The organism is Klebsiella sp. H-Nf2, from assembly GCF_002806645.1.
Classification (GTDB): Bacteria; Pseudomonadota; Gammaproteobacteria; order Enterobacterales; family Enterobacteriaceae; genus Klebsiella; species Klebsiella variicola.
In genome coordinates, this window is the sequence record NZ_PIBL01000002.1 from 367230 (window position 1) to 392915 (window position 25686).

General features: G+C 56.1%; 23 protein-coding genes. 14 read left to right on the forward strand and 9 right to left on the reverse strand.

Annotation, left to right across the window (positions count from 1 at the left end; all coding sequences use genetic code 11):
* Window positions 1-512 precede the first annotated feature (512 nt).
* From mrkA to mrkF, 5 genes are all read left to right on the forward strand, one after another.
* Window positions 513-1121, forward strand: coding sequence for a type 3 fimbria major subunit MrkA (mrkA, locus tag CWM58_RS08520; RefSeq protein WP_100680732.1), 609 nt, complete (start codon window positions 513-515; stop codon window positions 1119-1121).
* 95 nt (window positions 1122-1216) lie between these two features.
* Window positions 1217-1918, forward strand: coding sequence for a type 3 fimbria chaperone MrkB (gene mrkB / locus CWM58_RS08525; protein ID WP_061153388.1), 702 nt, complete (start codon window positions 1217-1219; stop codon window positions 1916-1918).
* 11 nt (window positions 1919-1929) lie between these two features.
* On the forward strand, window positions 1930-4416 hold the full coding sequence (mrkC, locus tag CWM58_RS08530; RefSeq protein WP_100680733.1) for a type 3 fimbria usher protein MrkC: 2487 nt from the start codon (window positions 1930-1932) through the stop codon (window positions 4414-4416).
* Window positions 4407-5402 (forward strand): type 3 fimbria adhesin subunit MrkD, encoded by a 996-nt coding sequence (gene mrkD, locus CWM58_RS08535; RefSeq protein WP_061153390.1) that lies wholly within the window; start codon window positions 4407-4409, stop codon window positions 5400-5402. Before mrkC ends, mrkD begins: the two co-directional genes overlap by 10 nt.
* A 13-nt stretch (window positions 5403-5415) precedes the next feature.
* Window positions 5416-6051, forward strand: coding sequence for a type 3 fimbria minor subunit MrkF (gene mrkF, locus CWM58_RS08540; protein ID WP_049008697.1), 636 nt, complete (start codon window positions 5416-5418; stop codon window positions 6049-6051).
* A gap of 34 nt (window positions 6052-6085) precedes the next feature.
* Here the strand turns inward: mrkF and mkrJ are convergent, their stop codons facing one another.
* The 6 genes from mkrJ to CWM58_RS08570 all read right to left on the reverse strand — a co-directional run bounded on the left by mkrJ (window position 6086) and on the right by CWM58_RS08570 (window position 11435).
* Window positions 6086-6802 carry a phosphodiesterase MrkJ gene (gene mkrJ / locus CWM58_RS08545; protein ID WP_074387641.1) on the reverse strand — a complete coding sequence of 239 codons (717 nt, stop codon included), beginning with the start codon at window positions 6800-6802 and terminating at the stop codon, window positions 6086-6088.
* Window positions 6803-6945: 143 nt separating this feature from the next.
* On the reverse strand, window positions 6946-7518 hold the full coding sequence (locus CWM58_RS08550; protein ID WP_100680734.1) for a LuxR C-terminal-related transcriptional regulator: 573 nt from the start codon (window positions 7516-7518) through the stop codon (window positions 6946-6948).
* Window positions 7519-7535: 17 nt separating this feature from the next.
* Window positions 7536-8240, reverse strand: coding sequence for a transcriptional activator MrkH (mrkH, locus tag CWM58_RS08555; protein ID WP_061153394.1), 705 nt, complete (start codon window positions 8238-8240; stop codon window positions 7536-7538).
* A gap of 381 nt (window positions 8241-8621) precedes the next feature.
* A complete protein-coding gene (locus tag CWM58_RS08560) occupies window positions 8622-9500 on the reverse strand; it encodes an aldo/keto reductase family oxidoreductase (protein ID WP_100680735.1) in 879 nt (292 codons plus the stop codon).
* A gap of 119 nt (window positions 9501-9619) precedes the next feature.
* Entirely contained in the window at window positions 9620-10849 is a 1230-nt protein-coding gene (locus CWM58_RS08565) for an amino acid permease (RefSeq protein ID WP_061153396.1), read from the reverse strand.
* A gap of 124 nt (window positions 10850-10973) precedes the next feature.
* Window positions 10974-11435, reverse strand: coding sequence for a multidrug/biocide efflux PACE transporter (locus tag CWM58_RS08570; RefSeq protein WP_061153397.1), 462 nt, complete (start codon window positions 11433-11435; stop codon window positions 10974-10976).
* 102 nt (window positions 11436-11537) lie between these two features.
* Here CWM58_RS08570 and CWM58_RS08575 point away from each other — a divergent pair, with 102 nt between their 5' ends.
* From CWM58_RS08575 to ompK26, 3 genes are all read left to right on the forward strand, one after another.
* Entirely contained in the window at window positions 11538-12407 is an 870-nt protein-coding gene (locus tag CWM58_RS08575) for a LysR family transcriptional regulator (protein ID WP_100680736.1), read from the forward strand.
* A gap of 118 nt (window positions 12408-12525) precedes the next feature.
* Window positions 12526-13704, forward strand: a complete 1179-nt coding sequence (locus tag CWM58_RS08580; RefSeq protein ID WP_100680737.1) for an acetyl-CoA C-acetyltransferase — start codon at window positions 12526-12528, stop codon at window positions 13702-13704.
* 257 nt (window positions 13705-13961) lie between these two features.
* The gene (ompK26, locus tag CWM58_RS08585) at window positions 13962-14657 is read left to right on the forward strand and encodes a KdgM family porin OmpK26 (RefSeq protein WP_012967271.1); all 696 of its coding nucleotides are present in this window, start codon (window positions 13962-13964) and stop codon (window positions 14655-14657) included.
* Between the two features lie 133 nt (window positions 14658-14790).
* On the opposite strand, the gene CWM58_RS08590 is transcribed toward ompK26, so the two are convergent.
* Window positions 14791-15966, reverse strand: a complete 1176-nt coding sequence (locus CWM58_RS08590; RefSeq protein ID WP_012967272.1) for an oligogalacturonate lyase family protein — start codon at window positions 15964-15966, stop codon at window positions 14791-14793.
* A 486-nt stretch (window positions 15967-16452) separates the two neighbouring features.
* Here CWM58_RS08590 and kduD point away from each other — a divergent pair, with 486 nt between their 5' ends.
* Window positions 16453-17214: a 2-dehydro-3-deoxy-D-gluconate 5-dehydrogenase KduD gene (gene kduD, locus CWM58_RS08595; RefSeq protein ID WP_057213035.1), complete on the forward strand. Its 762-nt coding sequence runs from the start codon at window positions 16453-16455 to the stop codon at window positions 17212-17214.
* Window positions 17215-17512: 298 nt separating this feature from the next.
* Entirely contained in the window at window positions 17513-18934 is a 1422-nt protein-coding gene (gene araE, locus CWM58_RS08600; RefSeq protein WP_061153401.1) for an arabinose-proton symporter AraE, read from the forward strand.
* Here the strand turns inward: araE and CWM58_RS08605 are convergent.
* Window positions 18931-19926, reverse strand: a complete 996-nt coding sequence (locus CWM58_RS08605) for a LacI family DNA-binding transcriptional regulator (RefSeq protein ID WP_100680738.1) — start codon at window positions 19924-19926, stop codon at window positions 18931-18933. The two genes, araE and CWM58_RS08605, sit on opposite strands and share 4 nt — an antisense overlap.
* Window positions 19927-20020: 94 nt before the next feature.
* Here CWM58_RS08605 and CWM58_RS28505 point away from each other — a divergent pair, with 94 nt between their 5' ends.
* From CWM58_RS28505 to CWM58_RS08620, 4 genes are all read left to right on the forward strand, one after another.
* Window positions 20021-20155 (forward strand): hypothetical protein, encoded by a 135-nt coding sequence (locus tag CWM58_RS28505; RefSeq protein ID WP_046621754.1) that lies wholly within the window; start codon window positions 20021-20023, stop codon window positions 20153-20155.
* 12 nt (window positions 20156-20167) lie between these two features.
* Window positions 20168-21409 carry an MFS transporter gene (locus CWM58_RS08610; RefSeq protein ID WP_100680739.1) on the forward strand — a complete coding sequence of 414 codons (1242 nt, stop codon included), beginning with the start codon at window positions 20168-20170 and terminating at the stop codon, window positions 21407-21409.
* A gap of 19 nt (window positions 21410-21428) precedes the next feature.
* The gene (locus tag CWM58_RS08615; RefSeq protein WP_100680875.1) at window positions 21429-22862 is read left to right on the forward strand and encodes a glycoside hydrolase family 32 protein; all 1434 of its coding nucleotides are present in this window, start codon (window positions 21429-21431) and stop codon (window positions 22860-22862) included.
* A 121-nt stretch (window positions 22863-22983) separates the two neighbouring features.
* Window positions 22984-24327, forward strand: coding sequence for a carbohydrate porin (locus tag CWM58_RS08620; protein WP_100680740.1), 1344 nt, complete (start codon window positions 22984-22986; stop codon window positions 24325-24327).
* Between the two features lie 59 nt (window positions 24328-24386).
* Here CWM58_RS08620 and CWM58_RS08625 read toward each other — a convergent pair whose 3' ends face one another.
* Window positions 24387-25673, reverse strand: a complete 1287-nt coding sequence (locus CWM58_RS08625; RefSeq protein WP_061153405.1) for an ABC transporter substrate-binding protein — start codon at window positions 25671-25673, stop codon at window positions 24387-24389.
* Between the last annotated feature and the right edge of the window lie 13 nt (window positions 25674-25686).

The window sequence follows — 25686 nt, forward strand, 5'->3', positions numbered from 1 at the left end:
GGGGATATCGGACGAACTGCTCACATTCAGGGGAAGGAATGCGCCTCATTCACGCTGAGGTCATTCAATGCGTGAATGGATTGGTGCTATTTTCACCACTTTCAGGACGGATTCAGACTTATCGCGATGGCTTCCCGACGGCTTTTTCGGCATGCTGTTACGGTCATTTCTCTTATGGTCTTGCGTTAGACTTCCTGCGCTGTAAACAACCACTGCCTCGTTTTCACCTATCAATAACCATTTATTAATAGTTGATTGATATCTGTTATATAACTTAATGAAACGTGAACAAATGTATATTTGTCGGCGAATAAATAGCATTCTTTGACGCCGATAGCACCAGCGAACTTATATTTTTAAGTTCGTCACCTGACGCCTTAAATATTGCGGCTCCCGGTCAGTCGAAGATTCTATTAGCAGTGGCATAAATCAGCATCGCCTGATGTTTCTGGTTCTATGCGAATTCACAGTGTGCTCATTGATTCGTAATTCACTCTGACAAGGAAATGGCAATGAAAAAGGTTCTTCTCTCTGCAGCAATGGCAACCGCGTTTTTTGGCATGACTGCTGCCCATGCAGCTGATACCAATGTTGGCGGCGGCCAGGTTAATTTCTTCGGTAAAGTTACCGATGTATCCTGTACTGTTTCTGTTAACGGCCAGGGCAGCGATGCGAACGTTTACCTGTCTCCGGTAACCCTGACTGAAGTTAAAGCGGCAGCAGCGGATACTTACCTGAAACCGAAATCTTTCACCATTGACGTCTCTAACTGCCAGGCTGCTGACGGCACCAAACAGGATGACGTAACCAAACTGGGCGTGAACTGGACCGGCGGTAACCTGCTGGCTGGCGCAAGCAGCAAACAGCAGGGTTACCTGGCGAACACCGAAGCTTCCGGTGCCCAGAACATCCAGCTGGTGCTGTCTACCGACAACGCCACCGCGCTGACCAACAAAATCATCCCGGGTGACAGCACTCAGCCGAAAGCGAAAGGCGATGCTGCTGCTGTAGCCGATGGCGCGCGCTTCACCTACTACGTTGGTTATGCGACCAGCGCACCGACCACGGTAACCACCGGTGTGGTCAACAGCTACGCGACTTACGAAATTACCTATCAGTAATTCCGCCAGAAAATAAAACTGCCCCGGTATGGGGCAGTTAATAACAATAATAAAGCGGCGATGTCCGCCGCTTGTATTTTTATTCTGAGGTCAGCATGAAGCGTATTGCCCTTTTTTTCTGTTTCATTTTTAGTTTTGCGGCCCATGCCAACAACATTATTGTTAACGGTACCCGCTTTATTTATCCAGGAAATGAAAAAGAAATAACGGTACAGCTTTCAAATAACGCCGACCGTCCGGCACTGGCACAGGCCTGGCTGGATAATGGCGACGCCGATGCCACACCAGATACCATTACCACCCCGTTTATTATCACCCCGCCGATCTCGCGCGTTGACGCCAAAAGCGGCCAGACGCTGCGTATTAAGCTCGGCAGCAGCGCTGGTCTGGCAAAAGATAAAGAGACACTGTGGTGGCTGAATTTGCTGGAAATTCCGCCAGTGGTGGCCGATCAGAAAAATGAAGGCCAGAACGTGCTGCAGCTGGCGATCCGTTCCCGCTTTAAATTTATTTACCGTCCTGCCGGACTGGGCAACCGCGATGCGGCGGCCGAGAAGCTGGTGCTCACCGCCAGCGGCAGCAGTCTCGCCATCAACAACCCGACGCCGTTCTACATTACCGTCAGCCGTATTTCCCGCGACGGCGGTAAAGCCCTGAACAGCAAAACCGTGATGCTGGCGCCGCAGTCCAGCCAGACGGTAGCACTCTCCTCCGCCGTCAACCGCGGCGAAACCCTGACCGTTAACAACATTAATGACTATGGCGCCGATGTCGCAGTGAAAGTGGCCGTTAAATAAGGGAAAAGCTAATGAAGCAGAGGTCATTCTGCCCGGGAAGATTAAGCACCGCGATCGCCCTCGCGCTGTGCTGCTTTCCGCCATTTTCCAGCGGACAGGAAAACCCGGGAACGGTATATCAATTTAACGACGGCTTTATTGTCGGCAGTCGCGAAAAGGTCGACCTGTCACGCTTTTCGACCAGCGCGATTACCGAAGGCACTTACTCCCTTGACGTCTACACCAACGACGAGTGGAAAGGGCGCTACGATCTGCGCATCGCGCGTGACAAAGACGGTAACCTTGGCGTTTGCTACACCAAAGCGATGCTGACGCAGTACGGTATCGCTGCGGAAAAGCTGAACCCACAGCTGAGCGAACAGGAAGGCTATTGCGGTAGCCTTAAATCCTGGCGTAACGAAGAAAACGTCAAAGACAACCTGGTCCAGTCCTCCCTGCGGTTGAACATTTCGGTGCCGCAGATCTATGAAGATCAACGTCTGAAAAACTATGTCAGCCCGGAGTTCTGGGACAAAGGCATTACTGCGCTCAATCTGGGCTGGATGGCCAACGCCTGGAACAGCCACACCTCTTCGGTCGGCGGCTCGGATAACAGCAGCGCCTATCTTGGCGTCAACGCCGGTCTGTCGTGGGACGGCTGGCTGCTGAAGCACATCGGTAACCTGAACTGGCAGCAGCAGCAGGGCAAAGCGCACTGGAACAGCAACCAGACCTATCTCCAGCGTCCCATCCCGCAACTCAACTCCATAGTCAGCGGCGGGCAGATTTTTACCAATGGTGAATTTTTCGACACCATCGGTCTGCGTGGGGTCAACCTTTCCACCGATGACAATATGTTCCCGGACGGCATGCGCTCGTATGCCCCGGAAATTCGCGGCGTGGCGCAGAGCAACGCCCTCGTCACCGTGCGCCAGGGCAGCAACATTATCTATCAGACCACCGTTCCGCCCGGGCCGTTTACCCTGCAGGATGTCTATCCTTCCGGCTATGGCAGCGATCTTGAGGTCTCAGTGAAAGAGGCGGATGGTTCGGTGGAAGTGTTTAGCGTGCCTTACGCTTCCGTCGCCCAGCTGCTGCGCCCGGGAATGACCCGCTACGCCCTTTCCGCCGGTAAAGTGGACGACAGTTCTCTGCGTAACAAGCCGATGCTCTATCAGGCCACCTGGCAGCACGGTATCAACAATCTGCTGACCGGCTATACCGGGGTCACGGGTTTCGACGACTATCAGGCCTTCCTGGTGGGGACCGGGATGAACACCGGCATCGGCGCGCTCTCCTTTGACGTGACCCATTCGCGGCTGAAGAGTGATACCCATGATGATTCGGGGCAGAGCTATCGAGCCACCTTTAACCGTATGTTTACCGATACCCAGACCAGCATCGTGCTGGCGGCGTACCGCTATTCGACAAAAGGCTATTACAACCTCAACGACGCGCTGTATGCCGTCGATCAGGAAAAAAACAGCCGCAGCAACTACAACCTGTGGCGGCAGAAAAACGGCATGACCTTCACCGTGAACCAGAACCTGCCGGACGGCTGGGGCGGGTTTTATCTGAGCGGTCGCGTCTCCGACTACTGGAACCGCTCCGGGACCGAGAAGCAGTATCAGGTCAGCTACAACAACTCATTTGGTCGTCTCTCCTGGTCGGCGAGCGCGCAGCGCGTTTACACGCCAGACAGCTCCGGTCATCGCCGCGACGATCGTATTTCACTCAACTTCAGCTACCCGCTGTGGTTTGGCGATAACCGTACTGCCAACCTGACGTCGAACACCTCGTTCAACAACTCGCGCTTTGCCAGCTCGCAGATTGGTATCAACGGTTCGCTGGACAGTGAAAACAACCTTAACTACGGCGTGTCGACCACCACGGCCACCGGCGGCCAGCACGATGTGGCGCTCAACGGCAGCTACCGTACGCCATGGACCACGCTCAACGGCAGCTACAGCCAGGGTGAAGGCTATCGCCAGAGCGGCCTGGGCGCCAGCGGGACGATGATCGCCCATAGCGGCGGCGTGGTGCTCTCGCCGGAAAGCGGTTCGACGATGGCGCTGATTGAAGCCAAAGACGCTGCCGGCGCCATGCTCCCGGGATCGCCGGGCACCCGCGTGGACAGCAATGGTTACGCCATCCTGCCGTATCTGCGCCCGTACCGGATTAACGCCGTCGAGATCGACCCGAAAGGCAGCCTTGACGATGTCGCCTTCGATCGCACCGTGGCGCAGGTTGTGCCGTGGGAAGGCAGCGTGGTTAAGGTGGCGTTCGGCACCACGGTGCAGAACAACCTCACGCTGCAGGTGCGCCAGGCGAACCATGAGCCGCTGCCGTTTGCGGCGAGTATTTTCTCCCCTGACGGTAAGGAGATCGGCGTTGTCGGCCAGGGCAGCATGATGTTTATCAGCGATGCGAATGCCAAACGCGCAATTGTGAAGTGGAGCGGTGGGCAGTGTTCGGTAGATCTGGGACAGCAAACAACAAAGGATAGCGTATGTCGCTGAGGAAATTACTAACGCTTTTTATCGTCTTAATGGCGCTGGGAACCACCTCGTCCTGGGCCGTCTGTACGCGCCTCACTTCGCCGACGGTGATGCTGGACATGGTGGTGGGCAGGGTGGTGGTCCCCCCGGATCTGCCGGTGGGATCGGTGATCCTCACCCGCGACTGGACGATGAGCGCCCCCGGCGGCGCGAGCTATCGCTGTACCTCCGGCACCAACCGCTTCGCGGCGAAGATTGTTGCGCCAGGGGCCACTGACCTCGGGAATAAAATCTATTCCACCAACGTGCCGGGTATCGGCATGCGTTTCAGCCGCGGCGGCGCGACGGTCAATATCGTCTATCCCGACGTCTTTTCGTCGCGGGTATCAGGTACCACCAACTATTCGCTGGAGGGGTCGCGCTTTACGCTGGAGATTATTAAAACCGCGGCGACCACCGGCAGCGGCACCCTGGCAACAGGGAAATACACCTCCTATGACTGGGAGAGCGGCGGCAACCCGATCCTCGAAACCTATCTGAGCGCCAACGCCATCACCGTGGTCTCGCCCTCCTGTACGGTGATGAGCGGGAAGAATATGAATGTCGATGTCGGTTCCATCAGACGCAGTGACCTGAAAGGGGTGGGCACTACCGCGGGCGGGAAAGATTTTAATATCGACCTGCAGTGCAGCGGCGGCCTGAGTGAAACCGGGTATGCCAATATCAGCACGTCGTTCTCCGGAACGCTGGCTACCAGCACGACGGCGACCATGGGCGCGTTGCTCAATGAAAAGGCTGGCAGCGGCATGGCGAAAGGCGTCGGTATTCAGGTGCTGAAGGATGGATCGCCGCTGCAGTTTAATAAGAAATACACCGTTGGTCGCTTGAACAACCAGGAGACTCGCTACATCACCATACCGCTGCACGCGCGCTTTTATCAGTATGGGCCGACGACCAGCACCGGCGAGGTGGAGTCGCATATGATCTTTAACCTGACGTACGATTAATACGGGAGGGGGAATGAAGGGATTGCCGAAACACACTATCGCGTGGCTGCTATTCTGCGGCAGCCTCGCCGCCCCCTCGGCGTGGGGTTTCGAGACTAATTATGACCGCGGACGGGTCGAATTTGCCGGGCGGGTGACGGATATCTCCTGCAGCGTCGCGCTGAATGGCGGTCAGCATGCCGGCAATGGCAACGTCTGGCTGGCGCCGGTCAGTCTGGCGGAAGTACATGATCGCGGGGCCGGGGCGTTTATGAAGCCGCAGTCTTTTACCCTGGCGCTGTCAAACTGCCAGTTGCGCCATGATGGCGGGGCCGCCTCGCAGGACGAAGTGCGACGTGTCAGCGTTCGCTGGATCGACGGTTTTTTACTGACGGCGGTTGGGAATGAGAATGCGGGCTATCTGGCCAATACCTTGCCAGATGGGGCGCAGAATATTTATCTGGCACTGTCGACCAATGATAATAATACGCTGGATAAAAGTAATAAAATTGTCCCGACGGACCCGCAGCAAAATCAGGTGCATTTGCAGGAAAGCGCGGTCAGCGGTGGCTTGTTTACCTATTACGTGGGCTACGTTTCCCCAACGCCAAAAAGTGCCACTAGCGGACCGATTACCAGCTGGGCAACGTGGGAATTAGTTTATAATTAAGCAATGTAAAAAAGCCGGGAAATCCCCGGCTTTTTTATCTGCGAATATCGTCAGCGACCAGTTGTTCAATACTAACTTCCTGCCAGTAATGCCCCTGAATGGCAAACCACTCCATTCCCTGCAGCCATTTTTTATGGGCTTCGCTTTCCACACCTTCAATAATCACATTGTGATGATTGCGGGATAAAAAGGTCACCAGCGCATCCATCAACTGGCGGCCGGACTCTTTGCGCATCAGATGCCAGAAAAAATCTTTATCAATTTTGACATAGTCAAAATGATAACCTCTGATGGCGTTAATCCCCGCATAGCCTGAGCCGAAGTCGTCGAGCCACAGCGAGGTATCTTGCGGGCTTTGCCAGGCGGCCAGGGAATTATTGAGAAGATTCTCGGCGTTTTCGGTCACTTCAAAATGGACGCAGGTGAGTGCGGTAATTTTATCTTTTATTTCCTTCTGGCGCAGCAGATTCAGGATATGGTCATCGACGTTAATCGTGGCGGAAATGTTGTTGCGTAAAAACCATTCTTTATGTTTTTCAATCAATGCCAGTTGCTCGAGAAAAATACGCTCACGAACCGCCGCGGTAGCATGACGAAAAAAGTATTCAGGAGAGACGGGAAGATTATCGAAGCGGCTCAGGCATTCGACCGCGACTAAGGTACCTTGTGGGGAAAACATTTTCTGAAAGACGTAGCGTACAGCGATATCATTACGAGATAAAATGTTGTCTTCGGTTATTTTAGTGTTCATTATCCCTCATCACGAGGTTAGTCAGACAATAGGCAGAGGATACACTAATTATAGGCTACCTGATGATTAATGGGAATGGCAGGAAATGTAAATCAACAGCGAATAAGTACGCTTTATCCGCTATTGATTTACTGGAGCATAATTTAACATTGATGGAGTGCGGCAATACGCTGGTTCATCGCGCGGGAATTATCAATGCCCAGCTTTTGCATGATATGGATACGATGGCTGTGAACCGTTTTATGGGCAATGCCGAGCAGGGCGGCAATGCGCTTGTTATTATTGTTGGCAATCAGCAATTCGAGGATCTGGCACTCCCGCGGCGAAAGCTGTTTGCGCAACCTTCGCGGTGGCAGCTCGCTGGCACCCTCTGCGCGCTTGACGATAGAAGAAAAAATAGATAACGGACATTTTTCGCTAATAATCATAGCATTATCAACAGTTATCAACTCTCTGCACAGCCCGGCAATGTCGCTTTTTACTACCAGCACCGGCTGCTGGCAGCGCTGCAGGGAAAGGCGGAGCGCGTTCAGCAGGTCGACGATTCTGATGGCAGAAATATCCTTATTAATTAAATTGAAAATAACCGTCTGGGCCAGAGGTAGATGTTTCCCATGGATAACATCGCCATAACCCAGACGCGTGGTATTTTCATGGCTATCAATAAGGTAGTGATAGATTGAGTGACCAATGAGATTATCATTGGAGTACAGCAATATACTGTCCAAGGGTATCAGATTCTCTTTTTGCGCTTGGCTTCTAAGATCAGGTCCAGCAGTATCTTCTCTATTCTGCGCTGGTCGTCGAGATGGCGAAACTTAAACTGACAGGATATCTGGTAGTAGCTTTCACTCTCTTCATTGGCGTCATCAAGGGTGATAACAATGACATTCTTTACCACCAGGTCGATGGTGATCTCACCATATTCCGCAAGCATCAGCACAGCATTTTTCAGCAAGGCGTTATGGTTGAGAAATTTCAGATTCGGCGTCCTGGTGATCAATGCGCAGCCGCCATCTGAAATGTCTTTGATATCGAAAAGATAGTTTTCGCCATTTTTATGGCGACCACGGCAATAAAAGTCATGTTCGTGGCGTAAACGAAAGCGGGGATCGCGGCGGCGCTGTACGACCTGCAGACATTCAGGCAAAGAAAAGGCGTAGCGGATACCTTTATCCACACCGCTATTGTCATGTTTTGTCAGGGGTGCATTAAACTCAATTTTCCCTGAATCGCTATGCAGGAGAAAGCGAATTTTATGCCCCGGCGGGATTTTGCGATGGGTCTGAATATGGAACTCGGCAAAATCCACACGTGTCAGTTGGGTTACGATACTAGTGTTGTTAAAAAATATTTCAATTTCAGTACGTTTGCGCAACTCCTCTCTGAAAATAGCAATAATTTCATACTTACTGGTCTTTATCGTTCCCTCTGTCATGTGCTTCCCTTGTAAATAGTTGTCGTGAGGCGTTTGATTTTTCTTATAGCAATAGCAACATTCTGATTGGGTTAATCAGATGTTTTTATGAGCGTTTGATGTTATTGACTATCTTTGCAGCCAGATTGATATGTATAAACTTGGAATTCGATATTGTGTTTCCTGTAATCAAGAGTTTCAAATTTTGGTCATGACAAAAACGACAACGGCCTCCATGCTGGAGACCGGTCGAAGGATAAAAACAGTAGTTTGATTAACGGGGATAATGAGAAAACGATCGTCGATCACACCCCATTTGTAAGATCTATAGTGCCAGCAGTGTTGAGGTTTTTCCAGGCAAATATTAAGGATAGATGTCGTTCCCCCCTTTCTCCCCACGGGTCAGGGGCGTGCGCTGGTGGCGATATTATCGAGGATGCGCAGGGCGTCTGCCGGCAGGACCAGCTGCGCGGCGGCAATATTTTCCGCCAGATGCGTGCGGGATGACGTGCCGGGGATCAGCAGAATATTCGGTGAACGCTGAAGCAGCCAGGCCAGGGCGACCTGCATCGGCGTCGCCTCAAGCGAGGCTGCGACCTCGTTCAGCTCCTGCGCCTGCAACGGCGTAAAACCGCCCAGCGGGAAGAAGGGCACCCACGCGATGTGCTGCGCGGCCAGCGCATCGATCAGCGCGTCGTCGGCGCGATGGGCAATGTTATAGAGGTTTTGCACGCAGACGATGGGCGTCATTTTCTGCGCATCCGCGACCTGTTTTGCCGTCACGTTGCTGAGGCCGATATGGCGGATCAATCCCCGCGCTTTGAGCTCCAGCAGGGTAGTGAGCGGCGCCTCCAGCGAGCCTTCCACCGGGCCGTGAGGGCTGAGCATACTGCGCAGGTTCACCACCTCCAGCACGTCGAGCCCCAGGTTACGCAAATTATCCTCGACGGCCTGGGTCAGTTCGGCAGGCGACATGGCCGGCAGCCAGTTGCCCTTCTCGTCGCGGCGGGCGCTAACCTTGGTGACAATACACAGGTCGTCAGGATAGGGATGGAGCGCTTTGCGGATCAGTTGATTGGTCACATGCGGACCGTAAAAATCAGAGGTATCGATATGGTTTACCCCGGCCTCGACGGCGGCCTGCAGGACGCGCACCGCCTCCTCGGGATCTTTCGGCGGGCCGAAGACGCCGGGGCCGGCCAGCTGCATCGCGCCATAACCCAACCGATAAACCTGGCGATCGCCGAGCGTGCCGCGACCGGATAAGGTGACACTGGACATACGAACTCTCCTTACGGTGACTAAGCCGTAAGTGTAATCCGCTCAGGGGAAAGGGAAGGGCGAGAATGTTGTCAGAATGTGCGGCAGCGGCTCAGATAAGCCGCTGCCGCCAGAGGCGATTAGCCGAAGAACATCACTGAAACGCAGAGCAGGCCGACCACCAGCGTAATGGCGTTACCCACCGAGCGGTACGGTTTAAGCGCCGGAATAAGCCAGGTGGACAGCGTGGGCATGATAAACAGGATCATGGCGATAAGCGGCCCGCTGATGGCGTAGATCATCGAAATGGCATTCGGGTTGATAAAGCACACCGCAAAGGTGAAGGCGGAGACCAGCAGGATCGACATCGCCCGATTGAAAGCGCGGCTCTTACGCACGCCGACCAGCGCCAGCGAACTCTTGACGATTTCGCTGGCGCCTTCAATCACCCCGAAGTAGGTGCCAAGGAAGGATTTCGACATGGCGACCACGGCGACGATGATGCCGGTCACCGCCAGCCAGCCGGGGGCGCCTGGCACCATCGACAGGGCGGAGAGGATGGTCACCCCCTGATCGCGGGCGCTTTCAATATAGGTCGCCGGGATCGCCAGCAGACAGCTGAAGACGAAAAACAGCACGCTGGCGCAGATGATGGTGTAGGCCACCTTCATGATTTTTTTGCATTTACCCATGGCCAGGTCGCCATGTTTCTCCTGCTGGTCGATAGCAAAAGTAGAAATGATCGGCGTATGGCTAAAAGCGAAAACCATCACGGGAATGGAGATCCAGATCTGGTGGAGCGTGTGGGTGCTGAACTGCATCTGGCTGGTGAGGTGCTCGGGATGCCAGTCGCGGATTAAATAGAGGGAGAGAAACAGGAAGCAGGCGATAAGCGGGAAGACCAGAAAGCCCATTACCCTGATGGTGACCTGCCGTCCCATGAGAAAGATCAGGTTGAGGACCAGCACGACGCCCAGGCTCAGTAGCGCGCGCAGCGCGGGGGTCACCGGCGTACGGTGCGCCACCTGCTCGGCCAGCGAGTTGGTGATGGCCACGGCATAGATGAGCACCACGACGAAGAAGGCGAGGAAATAGAGGCCGGTGATCAGATTGCCAATTTTCTTACCATAGTAGTGATTGACTGCGCCGGTGATCCCGGTTCCCGGCGCGATATTGGCCGAGAGAATAAACTGGCTCAGCGCTTTGTGAGGCCAGTAGGTGAGCGGCCAGGCGACCAGCGCGGTGATGAAAAGGACAATGGCGCCAGCCGAACCCAGCTGGATCGGTAGAAATAGCGTCCCAGCGCCTACTGCAGTGCCATATAAGGCAAAACTCCATAGAGTTTCTTCTTTAGACCAAATTTTAGACATTATGCGACTTTATCAACCGGTAAACCAAAAAAAAGGAGTGCAATTTACCATATTTATGGTTCGTCTGTTGCGATAGTTTTTGGTGATAAAGTCGCGGCGGATCGAGGAGGATCCGCCCGGGGCACTACCCGCGCGCCGGCTGGCGTGGGCGGCGGCGGCGGATAACGCGCTCGCGCAGAGTGTCCCATACCCAGTTAAACGCCATGGTGTAGGGCAGGAAGAAGAGCATGAAGCCGATCTCCAGCATAAACGCCTGCAGCAGCGATACGCCCAGCACGATGGCCACCATGGTGACGCCAATGATGACGAATCCGGTCTCAAAGCCCAGCGCGTGCAGCGCACGTACTTTCAGCTGGCGGGGAAAGCGGGAGACCGGCCACAGGCGATCGAACGCCGCGTTATAGATGATGTTCCATACCATCGCCAGGGTGGCGAGCAGAATGCTCAGCCCGCCCATCTCGACGACCGAGCGCTGCATCAGCCAGGCGGCGGTAGGGGCGAGGATCAGCGTCGCCAGTCCTTCGAAGGTGATGGCGTGGATAACGCGTTCCGTGAGCGTCTTGCGCTGATGAGGGATCTGTTGCATGGCGAGCGACCTCCAGTTATAGCCTGAACAGGAAATTACCCGGCATTTTATGGAAAAATATGATAAACAAAAGATAGAAACCATCGATAAAGTAGATAGATTATGCGTTATTCCCCGGAAGCGTTAACCGCCTTTGTGGAGGCGGTCGACAGCGGATCGTTTTCCGCCGCCGCCCGTCGCCTGCGTAAAAGCCAGTCGACGATCAGTACCGCTATCGCCAACCTGGAGGCCGATCTCGGCGTGACCCTCTTTGACAGGGCAACGCGGCAGCCGACGCTGACGCCACAGGGGGAGCAGGTGCTGAGCTATGTCAAAGCGATCCTCGCCGCCAGCGAGCGGTTGGATGAGCTGGCGGTGTCGCTCTCCGGTGAAACGGAACCGCGGCTGACCTTCGTCCTCTCGGACACCCTGCACCCGGACGTGCTGGAAGATCTGCTGGTGCAGTTTGACCGCCGCTTCCCCCACACCGAGTTTGAGTGTTTGATTGGCGAAGACGAGGATGTGATCGATCTCCTGCAAAAAGCCCGCGCCCAGGTGGGGCTGATTGAGGCCAGAGATCGCTACCCGACCGACATCGGCAGCACCCGCCTGCCGCTGCAGACGGCGATGGGCATTTACGTGGCGCCTGACCATCCGCTGGCGGCGCAGGGCAAGGTCGTCTGGGATGAGCTGCGCAGCTGGCGTGAGCTGCGGTTGAGCACCTTTCTGGCCAGCGCCACCGAACCTGCCGCAGGTCAGGTCTGGTCGGCGCCAAACTACCTGCTGCTGCTCAGCATGGCAGTACAGGGATTTGGCTGGTGCATTCTGCCCTGTGCGCTGGTGGCGGAGTTTGCCCCACAGGGCGGGCTGGTGGCGCTTGATATTCCCGGCTGGCCGCGGGCGATTTCGGTCGATCTGCTGTGGAATAAGAAAACGCCGCCGGGGGCAGCTGGCAGCTGGTTGCGCGAGCATCTGCAGCGGCGTGAACGTTAATAAAAAGCGGTTTCTTTGTGATTGGCTTCACTTTTTTTAAACAATTACAAAGTTTTTTGATAACAATTATCTAGTATATCGCTGTTTCTTTGCGCAAAAGCACGGGCAGGGGTAGAGGATGAAGGATGTCGTGATCGTCGGGGCGCTGCGAACGCCGATTGGCTGCTTTCAGGGCGCCTTATCGCGCCATTCAGCCGTCGAGCTGGGGAGCGTGGTGTTGAAAGCGTTGGTTGAGCAGACAGGGATCGATCCGCAGAGTGTGGATGAGGTGATCCTCGGCCAGGTGCTGACCGCCGGTACCGGGCAAAACCCCGCGCGGCAGTCCGCAATTCGCGGCGGGCTGCCTAACACCGTATCGGCCATTACCATCAACGACGTCTGCGGTTCCGGCCTGAAGGCTTTGCACCTCGCCACCCAGGCGATCCAGTGTGGGGAAGCGGATGTGGTGATCGCCGGCGGCCAGGAGAACATGAGCCGCGCCCCGCATGTGCTCACCGACAGCCGCACCGGCGCCCAGTTGGGCAATAGCCAGCTGATTGACAGCCTGGTGCATGACGGCCTGTGGGATGCCTTCAACGATTATCATATGGGCGTCACGGCGGAAAACCTCGCCCGGGAATACGGCATCAGCCGCGAACTGCAGGATGCCTGGGCGCTCAGCTCACAGCACAAGGCACGCAAGGCGATTGATTCCGGCCGCTTTCGCGACGAGATTGTCCCGGTTATCACCGAGCATAACGGCGCCGCGCGCGCTGTGGATACCGATGAACAGCCGCGGGTGGATGCCAGCGCGGAAGGGCTGGCCAGCCTGCAGCCTACCTTCGACCGCCTCGGGTCAGTGACCGCCGGCAACGCCTCCAGCATCAACGACGGCGCGGCGGCGGTCATGATGATGAGTGAAGCCAAAGCCCTTGAACTGGGGCTGCCGATCCTCGCGCGGATCCGCGCCTTCGCCAGCGTCGGGGTCGATCCGGCGCTGATGGGTATTGCCCCGGTGCACGCCACCCGTCGCTGTCTGGAGCGGGCCGGCTGGCGGCTGGACGACGTCGATCTGATCGAAGCCAATGAGGCCTTTGCCGCTCAGGCGATCTCGGTTGGCCGGGTACTGGAGTGGGATGAACGGCGGGTCAATGTCAACGGCGGCGCTATCGCCCTCGGCCACCCCATCGGCGCCTCCGGCTGCCGGATTCTGGTGTCGCTGGTGCATGAAATGATCAAGCGTGATGCCCGTAAAGGGCTGGCGACGCTGTGCATCGGCGGCGGTCAGGGCGTGGCGCTGGCGGTAGAGCGCGCCTGACGCGACGACAGTCACACCTCACTGACCATGGCCTCCTGCGGGAGGCTTTTTTATGCGCCGCGCTTTGCCGAACCCTGCTTTTTCTCCTGTATTTCACTTTCCCCTCAGCGAATTTATTGAGCTCCGTCACGTCTTGTTGTGCCACATTTTTTGAAACAAATAACTACGATCCTGGTCACTAAAACTAAGTTGCTTAAAAAATAAAATAACGTTTCATAAAAACGAAATGACATTTTATTTATTATAAGGGGTACCCTATGTTAAAACGATCTCTGGTTCTGGCCGCCCTCTGTGGTATGTCTTTTGCGGCGACTGCGGTAACGATAGATTTACGTCATGAATTTATTGATGGCGGCAAGAGCGATAAAAGTAATGCCGACCGCGTCTCCGTTTCCCACCGTTTTGCCAACGGGTTAGGCTTTACCGTCGAGGCCAAATGGCGTTCGGGTGGCGACAACGGTTCGCAGCCCTATTCAGACGTGGTGGGTAATGGTCATGAAGACACCATCAGCTGGCGCTGGAAAGCAACGTCGAACTTTTTCCTCACCCCCGGATTTACCATTGAGAGCAACGACAGCCGCTCCATCTACAAGCCGCACCTCCACGTGCAATACAGCTTCGACAACGGCTTCTATGTCGCCGCTCGCTATCGCTATGAATACACCCGCTATCCGAACAACGCCGGCAAAGATGATGACAAAGTTAACCGCGGCGACGCGTGGGCCGGGTTTGCGCTCGGCGACTGGCGTACAGAGCTGAACTATGTCTATGCCCGCAGTTCCGAGGGGGTCAGCCGTAACGACAACAAACCCTACTCGCAGGAATATAACGTGAAGGTGGCTTATAAGCTGGATAACAACTGGTCACCGTATGGTGAAATTGGCAACGTCGGGGTGAACGACCGCAGCGATCGTCAGACCCGCTTCCGCGTTGGGGTCGCCTACTCATTCTGACAGACCATTCAGCCCTCATCGTTTGTTTTCCCCGGCGCCGTCAGCCGGGGTTTTTTATGGGTGAAAGAGAAGGGACAAAAAAGCCCTCCGCGAAGGAGGGCAAGGCCAGTGACAGAAAGACGTGTGGCGTGGATCAGGCGCTGAGCATTGGCGGATGCTCGGGTAATTTCGCGATATAGATGGCCGGTTTACCGTCTTTATCGGAGCTGAACAGAATGGCGCTGTCGTCCGGGGTAAACGAGGGGTGTGGGTGAGTCACCTGACGGCTGTTGGCCACCGTCGCCCACGAGGTATCATGACGCGCGACGCGGAAGTAGCGTTTTTGCGCCACGTTAAAGACATACAGATAAGGATCGTTATCAATGGAGTAGCCGCCGGTATCTTTGACATCCACCGGGGTCCCTGAGCCATCGCCCACCAGCAGCGTGCCGTCGAAATTGCTCATCAGATGCGAGCAGGCCGGCATCGTCATCAGGGCCTCGTTGACGCCGCTTTCGGGATCAAAGCGATAGATAGTCCGCCCCTGCTGACCTTTCAGATAGGAGACGTAGATCAGCGCCGAACCGTCCGGTACCCAGAATTCATGGGTGCAGCTTTCGCCCGGGGCATGCGTTTTCACTTTGCGGACGTGGCTGCCATCTTCATTGACCAGCCACATGCGGGCGTCCACCAGATCGTGCGGCCCTTCATGGCAGAAGGCGACGGTGTGGTCGTCGAAGGGACGATAGATTGGGTGTCCCAGCCAGATTTTTTCCTCATGGATCACCTGGCTCTCTCCGCTGTGCAGGTCGACGCGCAGCAGGCGGCAGTGCGGTCCTTTGTGGAAGAAGTCATGGAAAATCTGCCAGTCGTTGAGCGGCGTCCAGTCACTTTTCGCAATCTCAATGCCCACCAGTTTGCTGCAATCGCTGTTTGCCACCCAGGTGCCGTAGCCGACCCAGTCATCACTGACGCGATAAACTTCGCGCTCGGCGAGGGTGGTCAGGTTCACCTCCAGCAGGGTGCGGTCATTTTTCACGTAATAAAGCGACTTATCGTCCGGGGAGAGGAAGCCGCCGAAGGTGTTATCCCCGGCGCCTTCCGTCAGCTGGATGGCCTCGGCGCTGGCGATATTCAGCAGATAGTAGTTCCAGTGGCCGTCAAACTCGCCGGCGAACAGTAAATGGCTGCCATCGTTAAAAAAACACTTCTGATAGAAGTAGTTGCGATGACAGGTGACCTCCGGAGGGGTTAAGCGGGTAACTTCCGCTCCGGTATCCGGATCGTGGCTGACCTGATAATTCAGTTTGACCCGCATGCCTTTAGCCATGTAGTGCTCCTTTCTTTCCTGCGATGCCGCTGGACCAGAGGCGTGTCGCTGAGTGATGTGTTTTAAAAGATGAGTGTTAATTTATCAAAACATTGTTTCATTATTTGTGATGCTTCACGCAGTTCAGCGTAATTCCCGCATTTTCAGCGGCCTGTTTGCCTGTCTTCTGCCGTCTCTTCAGACAACCGATTGAATCATCATCCTTTTAAAATCGCTTCCGGCCCGGCGCGTGCCGCCAGGTGCCTTCGCTTTTTCTTTTTTTGCAATCGACATCATAAAAAATGAAACATCGTTTTAATTATCATTGAAAATGACAAGGGGCGAGGCTAAGATGGCTCCCATCAGCAAAACGGAACTCTGTTTTATTTTCATTATGGTGGGCTATGCCCGAGAGTTCGCCCCACGCTCAGCTCCGCCATCGGCGTTGGCCGGGCCGAGAGAACCTTGCCTGCATGCAGCAGGCTCTGAACGATTAAGGAACACATTATGATTCTTGATGCATTCTCCCTGCAGGGAAAAGTGGCCGTCGTGAGCGGATGCGATACCGGTTTAGGTCAGGGGATGGCCCTCGGGCTGGCGGAAGCGGGTTGCGATATTGTTGGTATCAATATCGTTGAGCCAGTGGAAACCATCGAGCGGGTGACGGCGCTGGGACGCCGCTTTCTCAGCCTGACCGCCGACCTGCGCCAGATCGACGGTATCCCCCAGCTGCTGGAGCGTGCGGTGGCCGAGTTCGGCCATATTGATATTCTCGTCAATAACGCCGGGCTGATCCGCCGTGAGGACGCGCTGGCGTTCAGCGAAAAGGACTGGGACGACGTCATGAACCTGAACATCAAGAGCGTATTTTTCATGTCCCAGGCGGCGGCGAAGCACTTTATCGCCCAGGGCAACGGCGGGAAAATCATTAACATCGCCTCCATGCTGTCATTCCAGGGCGGGATCCGCGTGCCATCGTATACGGCGTCCAAAAGCGCGGTGATGGGCGTGACCCGCCTGCTGGCGAACGAATGGGCCAAACACAATATCAACGTCAACGCCATCGCCCCGGGGTATATGGCGACCAATAACACCCAGCAGCTGCGCGCCGACGAGCAGCGTAGCAGCGAAATTCTCGACCGCATTCCCGCCGGGCGCTGGGGCCTGCCGGCCGATCTGATGGGGCCGGTGGTATTCCTTGCCTCCCCAGCTTCCGATTACATCAATGGCTACACGGTGGCGGTGGACGGCGGCTGGCTGGCGCGCTAAACGCCTCCGCGACGGCCGGGGCGGTGAGTATCGCACCGGCCGAGTGAGCAATTATTGTCCATATCAAGAAGTGATAATCGTCCATATTCCATATCGCCTGATTAATGTTACTGCCCTGTATGAACAGGGTTATTCACTATGACAAAGGCATTTTTTGTTACTTCGAAAGTTTAATGTCCATCACAAAACCTCTCCTGCCAGCAAAATAGTCCATATCTTTGGCTTATCCAGCCTGACAAACTCCTCCGCCAGTCACGTACTTTCGTCCTATGTCTTTCTCTGTGTGGCAGGAATAAAAATGACTTCAATCAGTAACGACTCTGCATTAACGCCGCGGACGCAACGTGACACCCGGCGGATGAACTGGTTTGTTTCTATCGCTGCGGCGGTGGCGGGGTTGCTCTTTGGCCTGGATATCGGCGTGATATCCGGGGCGCTACCCTTTATTACCGACCATTTCACCTTATCCAGCCAGCTTCAGGAGTGGGTGGTCAGCAGTATGATGTTGGGGGCGGCGATCGGTGCGCTGTTTAATGGCTGGCTGTCGTTCCGCCTTGGCCGTAAATACAGCCTGATGGCGGGGGCTGTGCTCTTTGTTGCCGGCTCTATCGGCTCCGCTTTTGCCGCCAGCGTGGAGGTGCTGCTGATGGCCCGCGTGGTGTTGGGGGTGGCCGTCGGGATCGCTTCTTATACCGCGCCGTTGTATCTCTCCGAGATGGCCAGTGAGAACGTGCGCGGGAAAATGATCAGTATGTATCAGCTGATGGTGACCCTCGGCATTGTGCTGGCGTTTCTTTCCGATACCGCCTTTAGCTACAGCGGTAACTGGCGCGCCATGTTAGGCGTGCTGGCGCTGCCGGCGGTGATCCTGATTATTCTGGTGGTCTTTTTGCCGAACAGCCCGCGCTGGCTGGCGGAGAAGGGGCGCCATATCGAAGCGGAAGAGGTGCTGCGGATGCTGCGCGATACCTCGGAAAAGGCGCGCGATGAACTTAACGAGATCCGCGAGAGCCTGAAGCTGAAGCAGGGCGGCTGGGCATTGTTTAAGATCAATCGTAACGTGCGCCGGGCGGTGTTCCTTGGCATGCTGCTACAGGCGATGCAGCAGTTCACCGGCATGAACATCATCATGTACTACGCGCCGCGTATCTTTAAAATGGCGGGCTTTACCACTACCGAACAGCAGATGATCGCCACCCTGGTGGTGGGCCTGACCTTTATGTTTGCCACCTTTATCGCGGTGTTCACGGTGGATAAAGCGGGCCGCAAGCCGGCGCTGAAAATCGGCTTTAGCGTGATGGCGCTGGGCACCCTGGTGCTGGGCTACTGCCTGATGCAGTTCGACAATGGCACAGCCTCCAGCGGCCTCTCCTGGCTTTCCGTCGGCATGACCATGATGTGTATTGCCGGGTATGCGATGAGCGCGGCGCCGGTGGTGTGGATCCTCTGCTCCGAGATCCAGCCGCTGAAATGCCGCGACTTCGGTATCACCTGCTCGACCACCACCAACTGGGTGTCGAACATGATCATCGGCGCCACCTTCCTGACGCTGCTTGACGCGATTGGCGCCGCCGGTACCTTCTGGCTCTACACGGTGCTCAACGTGGCCTTTATCGGCGTCACCTTCTGGCTGATCCCGGAAACCAAGAATGTCACCCTCGAGCACATTGAGCGCAACCTGATGGCGGGTGAGAAGCTGCGCAACATCGGTAACCGTTAATGTGAGGCGCGCGGCAACCACGGGCTGGCGACTTTGCGCGTCTCCCGATGGTTGTCGCCATGAATGATATGCAGGGCGCTCAGGCGCCCGATGTCGTAGTGCGGCAGTTGCACCGTGGAGAGCGGCGGCAGAAACAGATCGCCAATGCCCACCATATTGTCGTATCCCACCACCGCCACGTCCTGGGGAATGCGTAACCCCTGGCCCAGCAGCGTCTGATAGACCATAAACGCGATGCGATCGTTGCCGCAGATCACCGAGTCAAAGCCAGGTTTACCCTCGCGGATATGCGCCAGCACCACCGCCGGGATATCGTGGTAATGCTCATCGCCCTGGCCCATATACGAATGGATCAGATGGTCCGGTTCGATACCCGCCTCCCGGCAGGCGCACTCCAGCCCCTGGCGGCGGCGGATCGTCGCCAGCTGGCTGGCGGGTAAGTGCAGGCACAGCGGACGACGATAGCCAGCGGCAAGCAGGGCTTTTACCGCGTCGTACTGGCCCTGTTCATCGTCCGGGATATAGCTGGCCACCGGCTGGCTGAGGCTTTCGCAGTTGGCCAGCACGCAGGGCAGGGTCAGCAGTTTGTCCGGCAGCGGCACCTGGCGCAGGCCCATGGTGGTGAAGATGATGCCGTCCGGGCGGTGGGAGAGGAGCAGGTCGACCACCGCTTCCGGGCTATCGTCCGAAAACATGTTGACCACAAAGCTGTTCCAGCCATGGGCGCGGGCGGTCTCTTCGATCGAGAGGGTGATTTCCACCGAAAAGGGCGTGGTGACGGTATCCAGCGCCAGCACGCCGATGGTGCTGGGGGTGGCGCGCGCCCCACGGATCTTCTTCGCCGACAGGTCGGGGACGTAGTTGGTCTCGGCGATAGCGGCCTGCACGCGGGCCAGGGTCTCCGGCTTTAACCGCTCCGGGGTGTTCAGCGCCCGCGAGACGGTCATCAGAGATACATTCGCCAGTTTTGCTACATCTTTCAGGGACGCCATTTTTTCCTCCGCCGTGGCTGCAGAGTACAGGCTATACAACTAAGTCGCTGATGTAAAAGAGTGAAACGATTTTCTGCTATCGTCGTCCTGAACGCTGCCGCGGTTAATATTTGATCGCGATCGCATCTTCATTATGTTAACGTTAACTTTTGTGATTAACATCATGTATCGCAGCGAATCCCCCTGCGTTTTGTTTTTTGTTAACGTTACCATAATTGCATTCCTCTAACACGAGAATGTCATGATGAAAGCGCATCACTCACACAGCTACCCGTTGCTCAGTGCCTTACTGTTTTTCTTTTTCGTGACCTGGTCGTCATCCGGCTCCTTGCTCTCTATCTGGCTTCACCAGGAGGTTGGGTTAAAGGCTGGCGATACCGGTATTATCTATGCCGTACTGTCGGTTTCCGCGCTGTTTGCGCAAGTTTGCTATGGCTTCATTCAGGACAAACTGGGGCTGCGCAAACATCTGCTCTGGTATATCACCGCGCTGCTGATCCTCTCCGGTCCGGCGTATCTGCTGTTCGGCCACCTGCTGAAGATTAACGTCCTGTTGGGCAGCATCTTCGGCGGGATCTACATCGGCCTGACCTTTAACGGCGGCATTGGCGTGCTGGAATCCTACACCGAGCGCGTGGCGCGTCAGAGCCAGTTTGAATTCGGCAGGGCACGGATGTGGGGCTCGCTCGGCTGGGCGGTGGCCACCTTCTTCGCCGGCCTGCTGTTTAATATCAATCCGCAGCTTAATTTCCTCGTCGCCAGTTGCTCAGGGCTGGTGTTCTTTATCCTGCTGGCGCGGCTGCGGGTCTCCTCGGCGCCGCATGCGATGCAGGAGGCGGTATCGGGCGGTAAGGTGACGCTGGAAGATGCGCTGCGCCTGCTGACGCTGCCGCGGTTCTGGGCGCTGGTCTTTTTCGTCATCGGCACCTGCATCTACGGCGTCTATGACCAGCAGTTCCCGGTCTATTTCTCATCGCAGTTCGCGACCCTGCAGGAAGGCAATGAGATGTATGGTTATCTCAACTCCTTCCAGGTGTTCCTCGAGGCGGCCGGCATGTTCTGCGCGCCGTGGCTGGTGAACCGCATCGGCGCCAAGAACGGCCTGATTTTTGCCGGCATGGTGATGGCGATGCGCATGGTGGCTTCCGGCCTGGTGGAGGGGCCGCTGCTGATCTCCATTACCAAACTGCTGCACGCGGTGGAGCTGCCGATACTGCTGGTGGCTATCTTTAAGTACAACAGCATCAACTTCGATAAACGCCTCTCCTCCACCCTCTATCTGGTGGGTTTCGCCTGCACCAGCTCGATCATTGCCAGCATCTTGTCGCCGCTGGCGGGCTACAGCTATGAAAAATATGGCTTCGCCCAGTCCTATCTGATCATGGGCCTGCTGGTGTTCTGCACCACCTTTATCTCCATCTTCTTGTTGCGCTCCGGTAAATCCTCGGCCGATCCGCTGGTGTCGCAACCTACCGCTATCTGAATCAAAAAGAGTGAAAATGATGACTTACACAATCTCCCGGGCTGAACAGGTACTGCAGAAACAACGCCAGGCGCTTAATCTGCGCTGGTATCCACACTATCACCTGGCGGCCCGCGCCGGATGGATTAACGACCCAAACGGTCTGGTGTGGTTCGACGGCTGGTACCATGCCTTTTATCAGCATCACCCGTATTCCACCCAGTGGGGGCCGATGCACTGGGGGCACGCGCGCAGTAAGGATCTGGTGCACTGGGAGCACCTGCCGGTGGCGCTGGCGCCGGAAGGGCCGGAAGATAAAGACGGCTGCTTCTCCGGTTCGGCGGTGGTTGATGGCGATACCCTGGCGCTGATTTACACCGGGCATAAGTTCCACGGCGATCCTGGCGACGAAGCCAATCTGTATCAGGTGCAGTGTCTGGCCACCAGCCGCGACGGGATCCACTTTGAGCGCCAGGGGATGGTGGTCGACACCCCTCCAGGCATGCACCACTTCCGCGACCCGAAGGTCTGGCGGGAAGGGGATAGCTGGTACATGATTGTCGGCGCGCGTGAAGGCGATACCGGCCAGGTGCGGCTGTACCGTTCAACCGATCTGCGCCAGTGGCAGGATGCGGGCGTGCTGGATGAAGCGGAAAGCACCATGGGCTACATGTGGGAGTGCCCGGACTTCTTCACCCTCAACGGCAAGCGTGTCCTGATGTTTTCCCCACAGGGGATGCAGGCCGAAGGGTTCCGCAACCGCAATCTGTTCCAGAGCGGCTATCTGATCGGCGAGTGGCAGCCGGGGCAGCGTTTTATTCGCCACGGCGAATTCAGGGAGATGGACCACGGCCACGATTTCTATGCCCCGCAAAGCTTCGCCACCCCCGATGGCCGGCGGATCGTGATTGGCTGGCTGGATATGTGGGAATCGCCGCTGCCGGAGCAGCAGGACGGCTGGGCGGGCATGCTCTCCCTGCCGCGCGAGTTGAGCCTGAGCGCGGATAACCGTCTGCAGATGCGCCCGGCGAAAGAAGTGGAGAGCCTGCGTGGCGCCTGGTTCCCGTGGCCGGTCAGCACCCTGAACAACCAGCAGACGACGATGGTCGACAACTGCGAGGCGATGGAGGTGCACCTGCGCTGGGACTGCGCCCGCAGCAGCGCTGAGCAGTATGGTCTGCGCTTTGGCGATGGCCTGCGCATCTACGTGGATGCCCAACAGCAGCGTCTGGTGCTGGAGCGGCATTATCCGCAGTTTGGCCTGTGCGGGACGCGCAGCGTGCCGTTGATCGCCGGGGCGGATCTCAACCTGCGGATATTTTTCGATAGCTCTTCGGTCGAGGTTTTCGTCAATGATGGCGAAGCCTGCCTGAGCAGCCGTATCTATCCGCAGGTCCCTTGCCGTGAATTAGCGTTATTTGCCTGGAGCGGCTCAGCTGCATTAACTGAAGCCGGCGCCTGGCAGCTCGAATAATAATAAGGCTGTTGTCGTTAATAACCCGTCTTTGACGATGGGCGGGTTATTATTGCCTGCATCGTCGTGCGTTACCCATTAATAACAAATTCAGTTCATTCCATAATAAAAGGGTTTACCGATGAATAAAATCTGGGTCGGGTGTTTTCTCACGTCTCTGTATCTGCCATCCGTTATGGCGCAGGCGCCGTTATCGCTGGAGGATCGACTGGCGCAAATGGAGCAGCGGCTAAAGGCAACGGAGGCGCGCGCCGCCAGCGCAGAGGCGGAAATTAAGACGCTGAAAGGCCAGCAGCAGGCCACGACGGTTGCCCGCACGGCGCCGGCTACGCCGCGCCTGCAGCTAAACGACAATGGCGAATTAAAATTTTATGGCGACGTCGAATTTAACCTCGATGGCGCCAGCCGCACCGGCAGTCTGACGTCGGTCAAAACCAGCGCGAATAAAAGCTGGGCGCCCGGCGATAAAGAGCGCTGGGATATTAATGGTCGTATTCTGCTGGGGATTGACGGCAGGCGTAATGGCGCTGATGGGCAATATGCCGGATTCAGCGTACAGCCCCTGGCGGATATTAACGGAAAAATGAATCTTGATGATGCGGTATTTTTCTTTGGTCAGCAGGATGACTGGAAAATAAAAATAGGCCGCTTTGAAGCCTGGGATATGTTCCCGCTGAATCAGGACACCTTTATTGAATATTCAGGCAATACCGCCAACGATCTCTATTCCGACGGCTATGGCTATATTTACATGATGAAAGAGGGGCGCGGGCGCAGCAGCAGCGGCGGCAACCTCCTGTTCAGCAAAACGGTGGATAACTGGTATTTCGAGGTTAACACCCTGGTGGAGGACGGCAGTTCGCTGTTTGTCGATCAGAACTATCACGGTAACGCGCTGGAAAACCGCAAAAATGTGGTGTACGTGCGGCCGGTGGCGGTGTGGCAGTCTGGCGCCTGGTCGGCGGCCGCGGCCGTAGAGAGCAACCTCGTCAACAATGCTTACGGCTATCAGAACCAGAGCGGACGCTGGGTCGACCAGTCAAACCGCACCGGCTACGGGCTGACCATGAGCTGGAACACCCTGAAAAGCGATCCGCAGGATGGGGCGGTGGTCAACCTGAGTACCGCCCTGCTGGACGCGGCGGACGAAACCGACTTCAGCGCCGGAATTAACGCCCTGTGGCATCGCGTGGAGCTGGGCTATATCTATGCGCACAATAAAATCGACCAGTTCAATATGGCCGGGGTGACCAGCGAATGCGATGGCGACTGCGCTATCCTGGCGCCGGGGCGCTATGACATCCATACCCTGCACACCTCCTGGCAGTTGCCGAATATGATGTCGATGCCGAACTTCAATATTTACCTTGGCGCCTATGCCTCGTGGCTCGATTCCACGGCAGCGAAGAGCGGGAATCCCGATGAACGCTACGGCGCTCGGGTACGCTTTAAATATTTCTTCTGACAGGATACTCAGGCAGGCTCTCCCGCAGCGGACGCCGCGGGAGAGTTCAGACGGACAGGTTAGCGCATTGCGCGGCGCAGAATGCGGTCGGTCTGGCGCTGGAAGTCCTCGGCCGCTTCTTCCACCGACTTTTTACCGTAGTCGATGTACTGCAGGGTGGTGCCGAACTGGGCGACGATCTGCGGGTCGTCGAAGTACGGGGAGACCGGCAGGGTAGTCGGCAGGGATTGCGCCAGTTTCAGGCCAGACACCGCCGGATCGTCGGCTTTGATGATCCCGTCCTCGGTCAGGTAGTTGACCGCCGCTTTACTCAGCGGCACCCCACGCTCCAGTCCGAGAATATCCACCCCTTCTTTACTGTTCAGCAGGAAGTTAATCACTTTCGCCGCCGCCTGCGGGTTTTTCGTCGATTTGCCAATCGACAACATTTGCGCGGGCTTGAAGAACAGTCCGGCGTCGGTGGCGCCCGGCAGCATCGGGTATTCCCCCAGCACCAGCTTCGCCGGCGGCTTCAGGTTATCGGAATATTTGTTGATGGTGGAGTTCCACATGTAGGTGCCGCCCCATTCACCCTGGATCCACGGCTTCATCTCGTACATGTTGCTCTTGCCGAACGAGGCATAGTAGCGGGTGTCCGGCATCACATGGCTGTCGATAAGCTTCTTATACATGCCGAAGAAATCTGCCCACTGCGCTTTGCTGTAGGAGAATTTGCGGCCCTTCTCATCGATGGCCGGCTGATTGTATTTTTGCACCATATAAGAGTTGAGCAGCGCCAGCACGTCCTGGTGTTCGAGCACGACCGGGTAGTACTGTTTCCCGAGCTTGCTTTCGAAGGTTTTGCCCGCCGCCATAAGCTCATCCCAGGTTTTCGGGAAGGCGATGCCCGCCTTTTTCCACGCTTCGTCGTTAAAGTAGAAGACGCGGGCGGTGACGGAAATGGGAATACCGTTAAGCTTGCCGTTGACCGTGGTGGACTGCAGCTCTTTGGCATCGAACTGGCTGAGGTCGATCTCGTCTTTCAGGGTATTGAGATCGTAAAAGCCATCGCCATTTTTCGAAAAGATCGGCAACCAGTTCCAGTTGGTCTGCATCACGTCAGGCTCAGTGCCGCCGGCAATCTGGGTGGTCAGGCGCGAAAGATGGCCGTCCCAGCCGGTGTATTCTGCTTTGACGTTGATATCTGGATGTTGTTTGTGGAATTCCTCCAGCGCCTTGAGGGTGACCTGATGGCGGCCGTTGCCCCCCCACCAGGACATACGAAGGTCGACATCCTTCGCCATTGAAGGTAATGCGGTAAGGCCCAGAGTGGCGGAGATGACGGCGCTTAAAAGCACGTTTTTCATTTTAATACTCCAG

What these genes read in the sequence shown, in the direction of transcription:
- mrkA (WP_100680732.1), top strand. Translation starts at nt 513, where the DNA reads ATGAAAAAGGTTCTTCTCTCTGCAGCAATGGCAACCGCGTTTTTTGGC.
- mrkB (WP_061153388.1), top strand. Translation starts at nt 1,217, where the DNA reads ATGAAGCGTATTGCCCTTTTTTTCTGTTTCATTTTTAGTTTTGCGGCC.
- mrkC (WP_100680733.1), top strand. Translation starts at nt 1,930, where the DNA reads ATGAAGCAGAGGTCATTCTGCCCGGGAAGATTAAGCACCGCGATCGCC.
- mrkD (WP_061153390.1), top strand. Translation starts at nt 4,407, where the DNA reads ATGTCGCTGAGGAAATTACTAACGCTTTTTATCGTCTTAATGGCGCTG.
- mrkF (WP_049008697.1), top strand. Translation starts at nt 5,416, where the DNA reads ATGAAGGGATTGCCGAAACACACTATCGCGTGGCTGCTATTCTGCGGC.
- mkrJ (WP_074387641.1), bottom strand. Translation starts at nt 6,802, where the DNA reads ATGAACACTAAAATAACCGAAGACAACATTTTATCTCGTAATGATATC.
- mrkH (WP_061153394.1), bottom strand. Translation starts at nt 8,240, where the DNA reads ATGACAGAGGGAACGATAAAGACCAGTAAGTATGAAATTATTGCTATT.
- CWM58_RS08560 (WP_100680735.1), bottom strand. Translation starts at nt 9,500, where the DNA reads ATGTCCAGTGTCACCTTATCCGGTCGCGGCACGCTCGGCGATCGCCAG.
- CWM58_RS08565 (WP_061153396.1), bottom strand. Translation starts at nt 10,849, where the DNA reads ATGTCTAAAATTTGGTCTAAAGAAGAAACTCTATGGAGTTTTGCCTTA.
- CWM58_RS08570 (WP_061153397.1), bottom strand. Translation starts at nt 11,435, where the DNA reads ATGCAACAGATCCCTCATCAGCGCAAGACGCTCACGGAACGCGTTATC.
- CWM58_RS08575 (WP_100680736.1), top strand. Translation starts at nt 11,538, where the DNA reads ATGCGTTATTCCCCGGAAGCGTTAACCGCCTTTGTGGAGGCGGTCGAC.
- CWM58_RS08580 (WP_100680737.1), top strand. Translation starts at nt 12,526, where the DNA reads ATGAAGGATGTCGTGATCGTCGGGGCGCTGCGAACGCCGATTGGCTGC.
- ompK26 (WP_012967271.1), top strand. Translation starts at nt 13,962, where the DNA reads ATGTTAAAACGATCTCTGGTTCTGGCCGCCCTCTGTGGTATGTCTTTT.
- CWM58_RS08590 (WP_012967272.1), bottom strand. Translation starts at nt 15,966, where the DNA reads ATGGCTAAAGGCATGCGGGTCAAACTGAATTATCAGGTCAGCCACGAT.
- kduD (WP_057213035.1), top strand. Translation starts at nt 16,453, where the DNA reads ATGATTCTTGATGCATTCTCCCTGCAGGGAAAAGTGGCCGTCGTGAGC.
- araE (WP_061153401.1), top strand. Translation starts at nt 17,513, where the DNA reads ATGACTTCAATCAGTAACGACTCTGCATTAACGCCGCGGACGCAACGT.
- CWM58_RS08605 (WP_100680738.1), bottom strand. Translation starts at nt 19,926, where the DNA reads ATGGCGTCCCTGAAAGATGTAGCAAAACTGGCGAATGTATCTCTGATG.
- CWM58_RS08610 (WP_100680739.1), top strand. Translation starts at nt 20,168, where the DNA reads ATGATGAAAGCGCATCACTCACACAGCTACCCGTTGCTCAGTGCCTTA.
- CWM58_RS08615 (WP_100680875.1), top strand. Translation starts at nt 21,429, where the DNA reads ATGACTTACACAATCTCCCGGGCTGAACAGGTACTGCAGAAACAACGC.
- CWM58_RS08620 (WP_100680740.1), top strand. Translation starts at nt 22,984, where the DNA reads ATGAATAAAATCTGGGTCGGGTGTTTTCTCACGTCTCTGTATCTGCCA.
- CWM58_RS08625 (WP_061153405.1), bottom strand. Translation starts at nt 25,673, where the DNA reads ATGAAAAACGTGCTTTTAAGCGCCGTCATCTCCGCCACTCTGGGCCTT.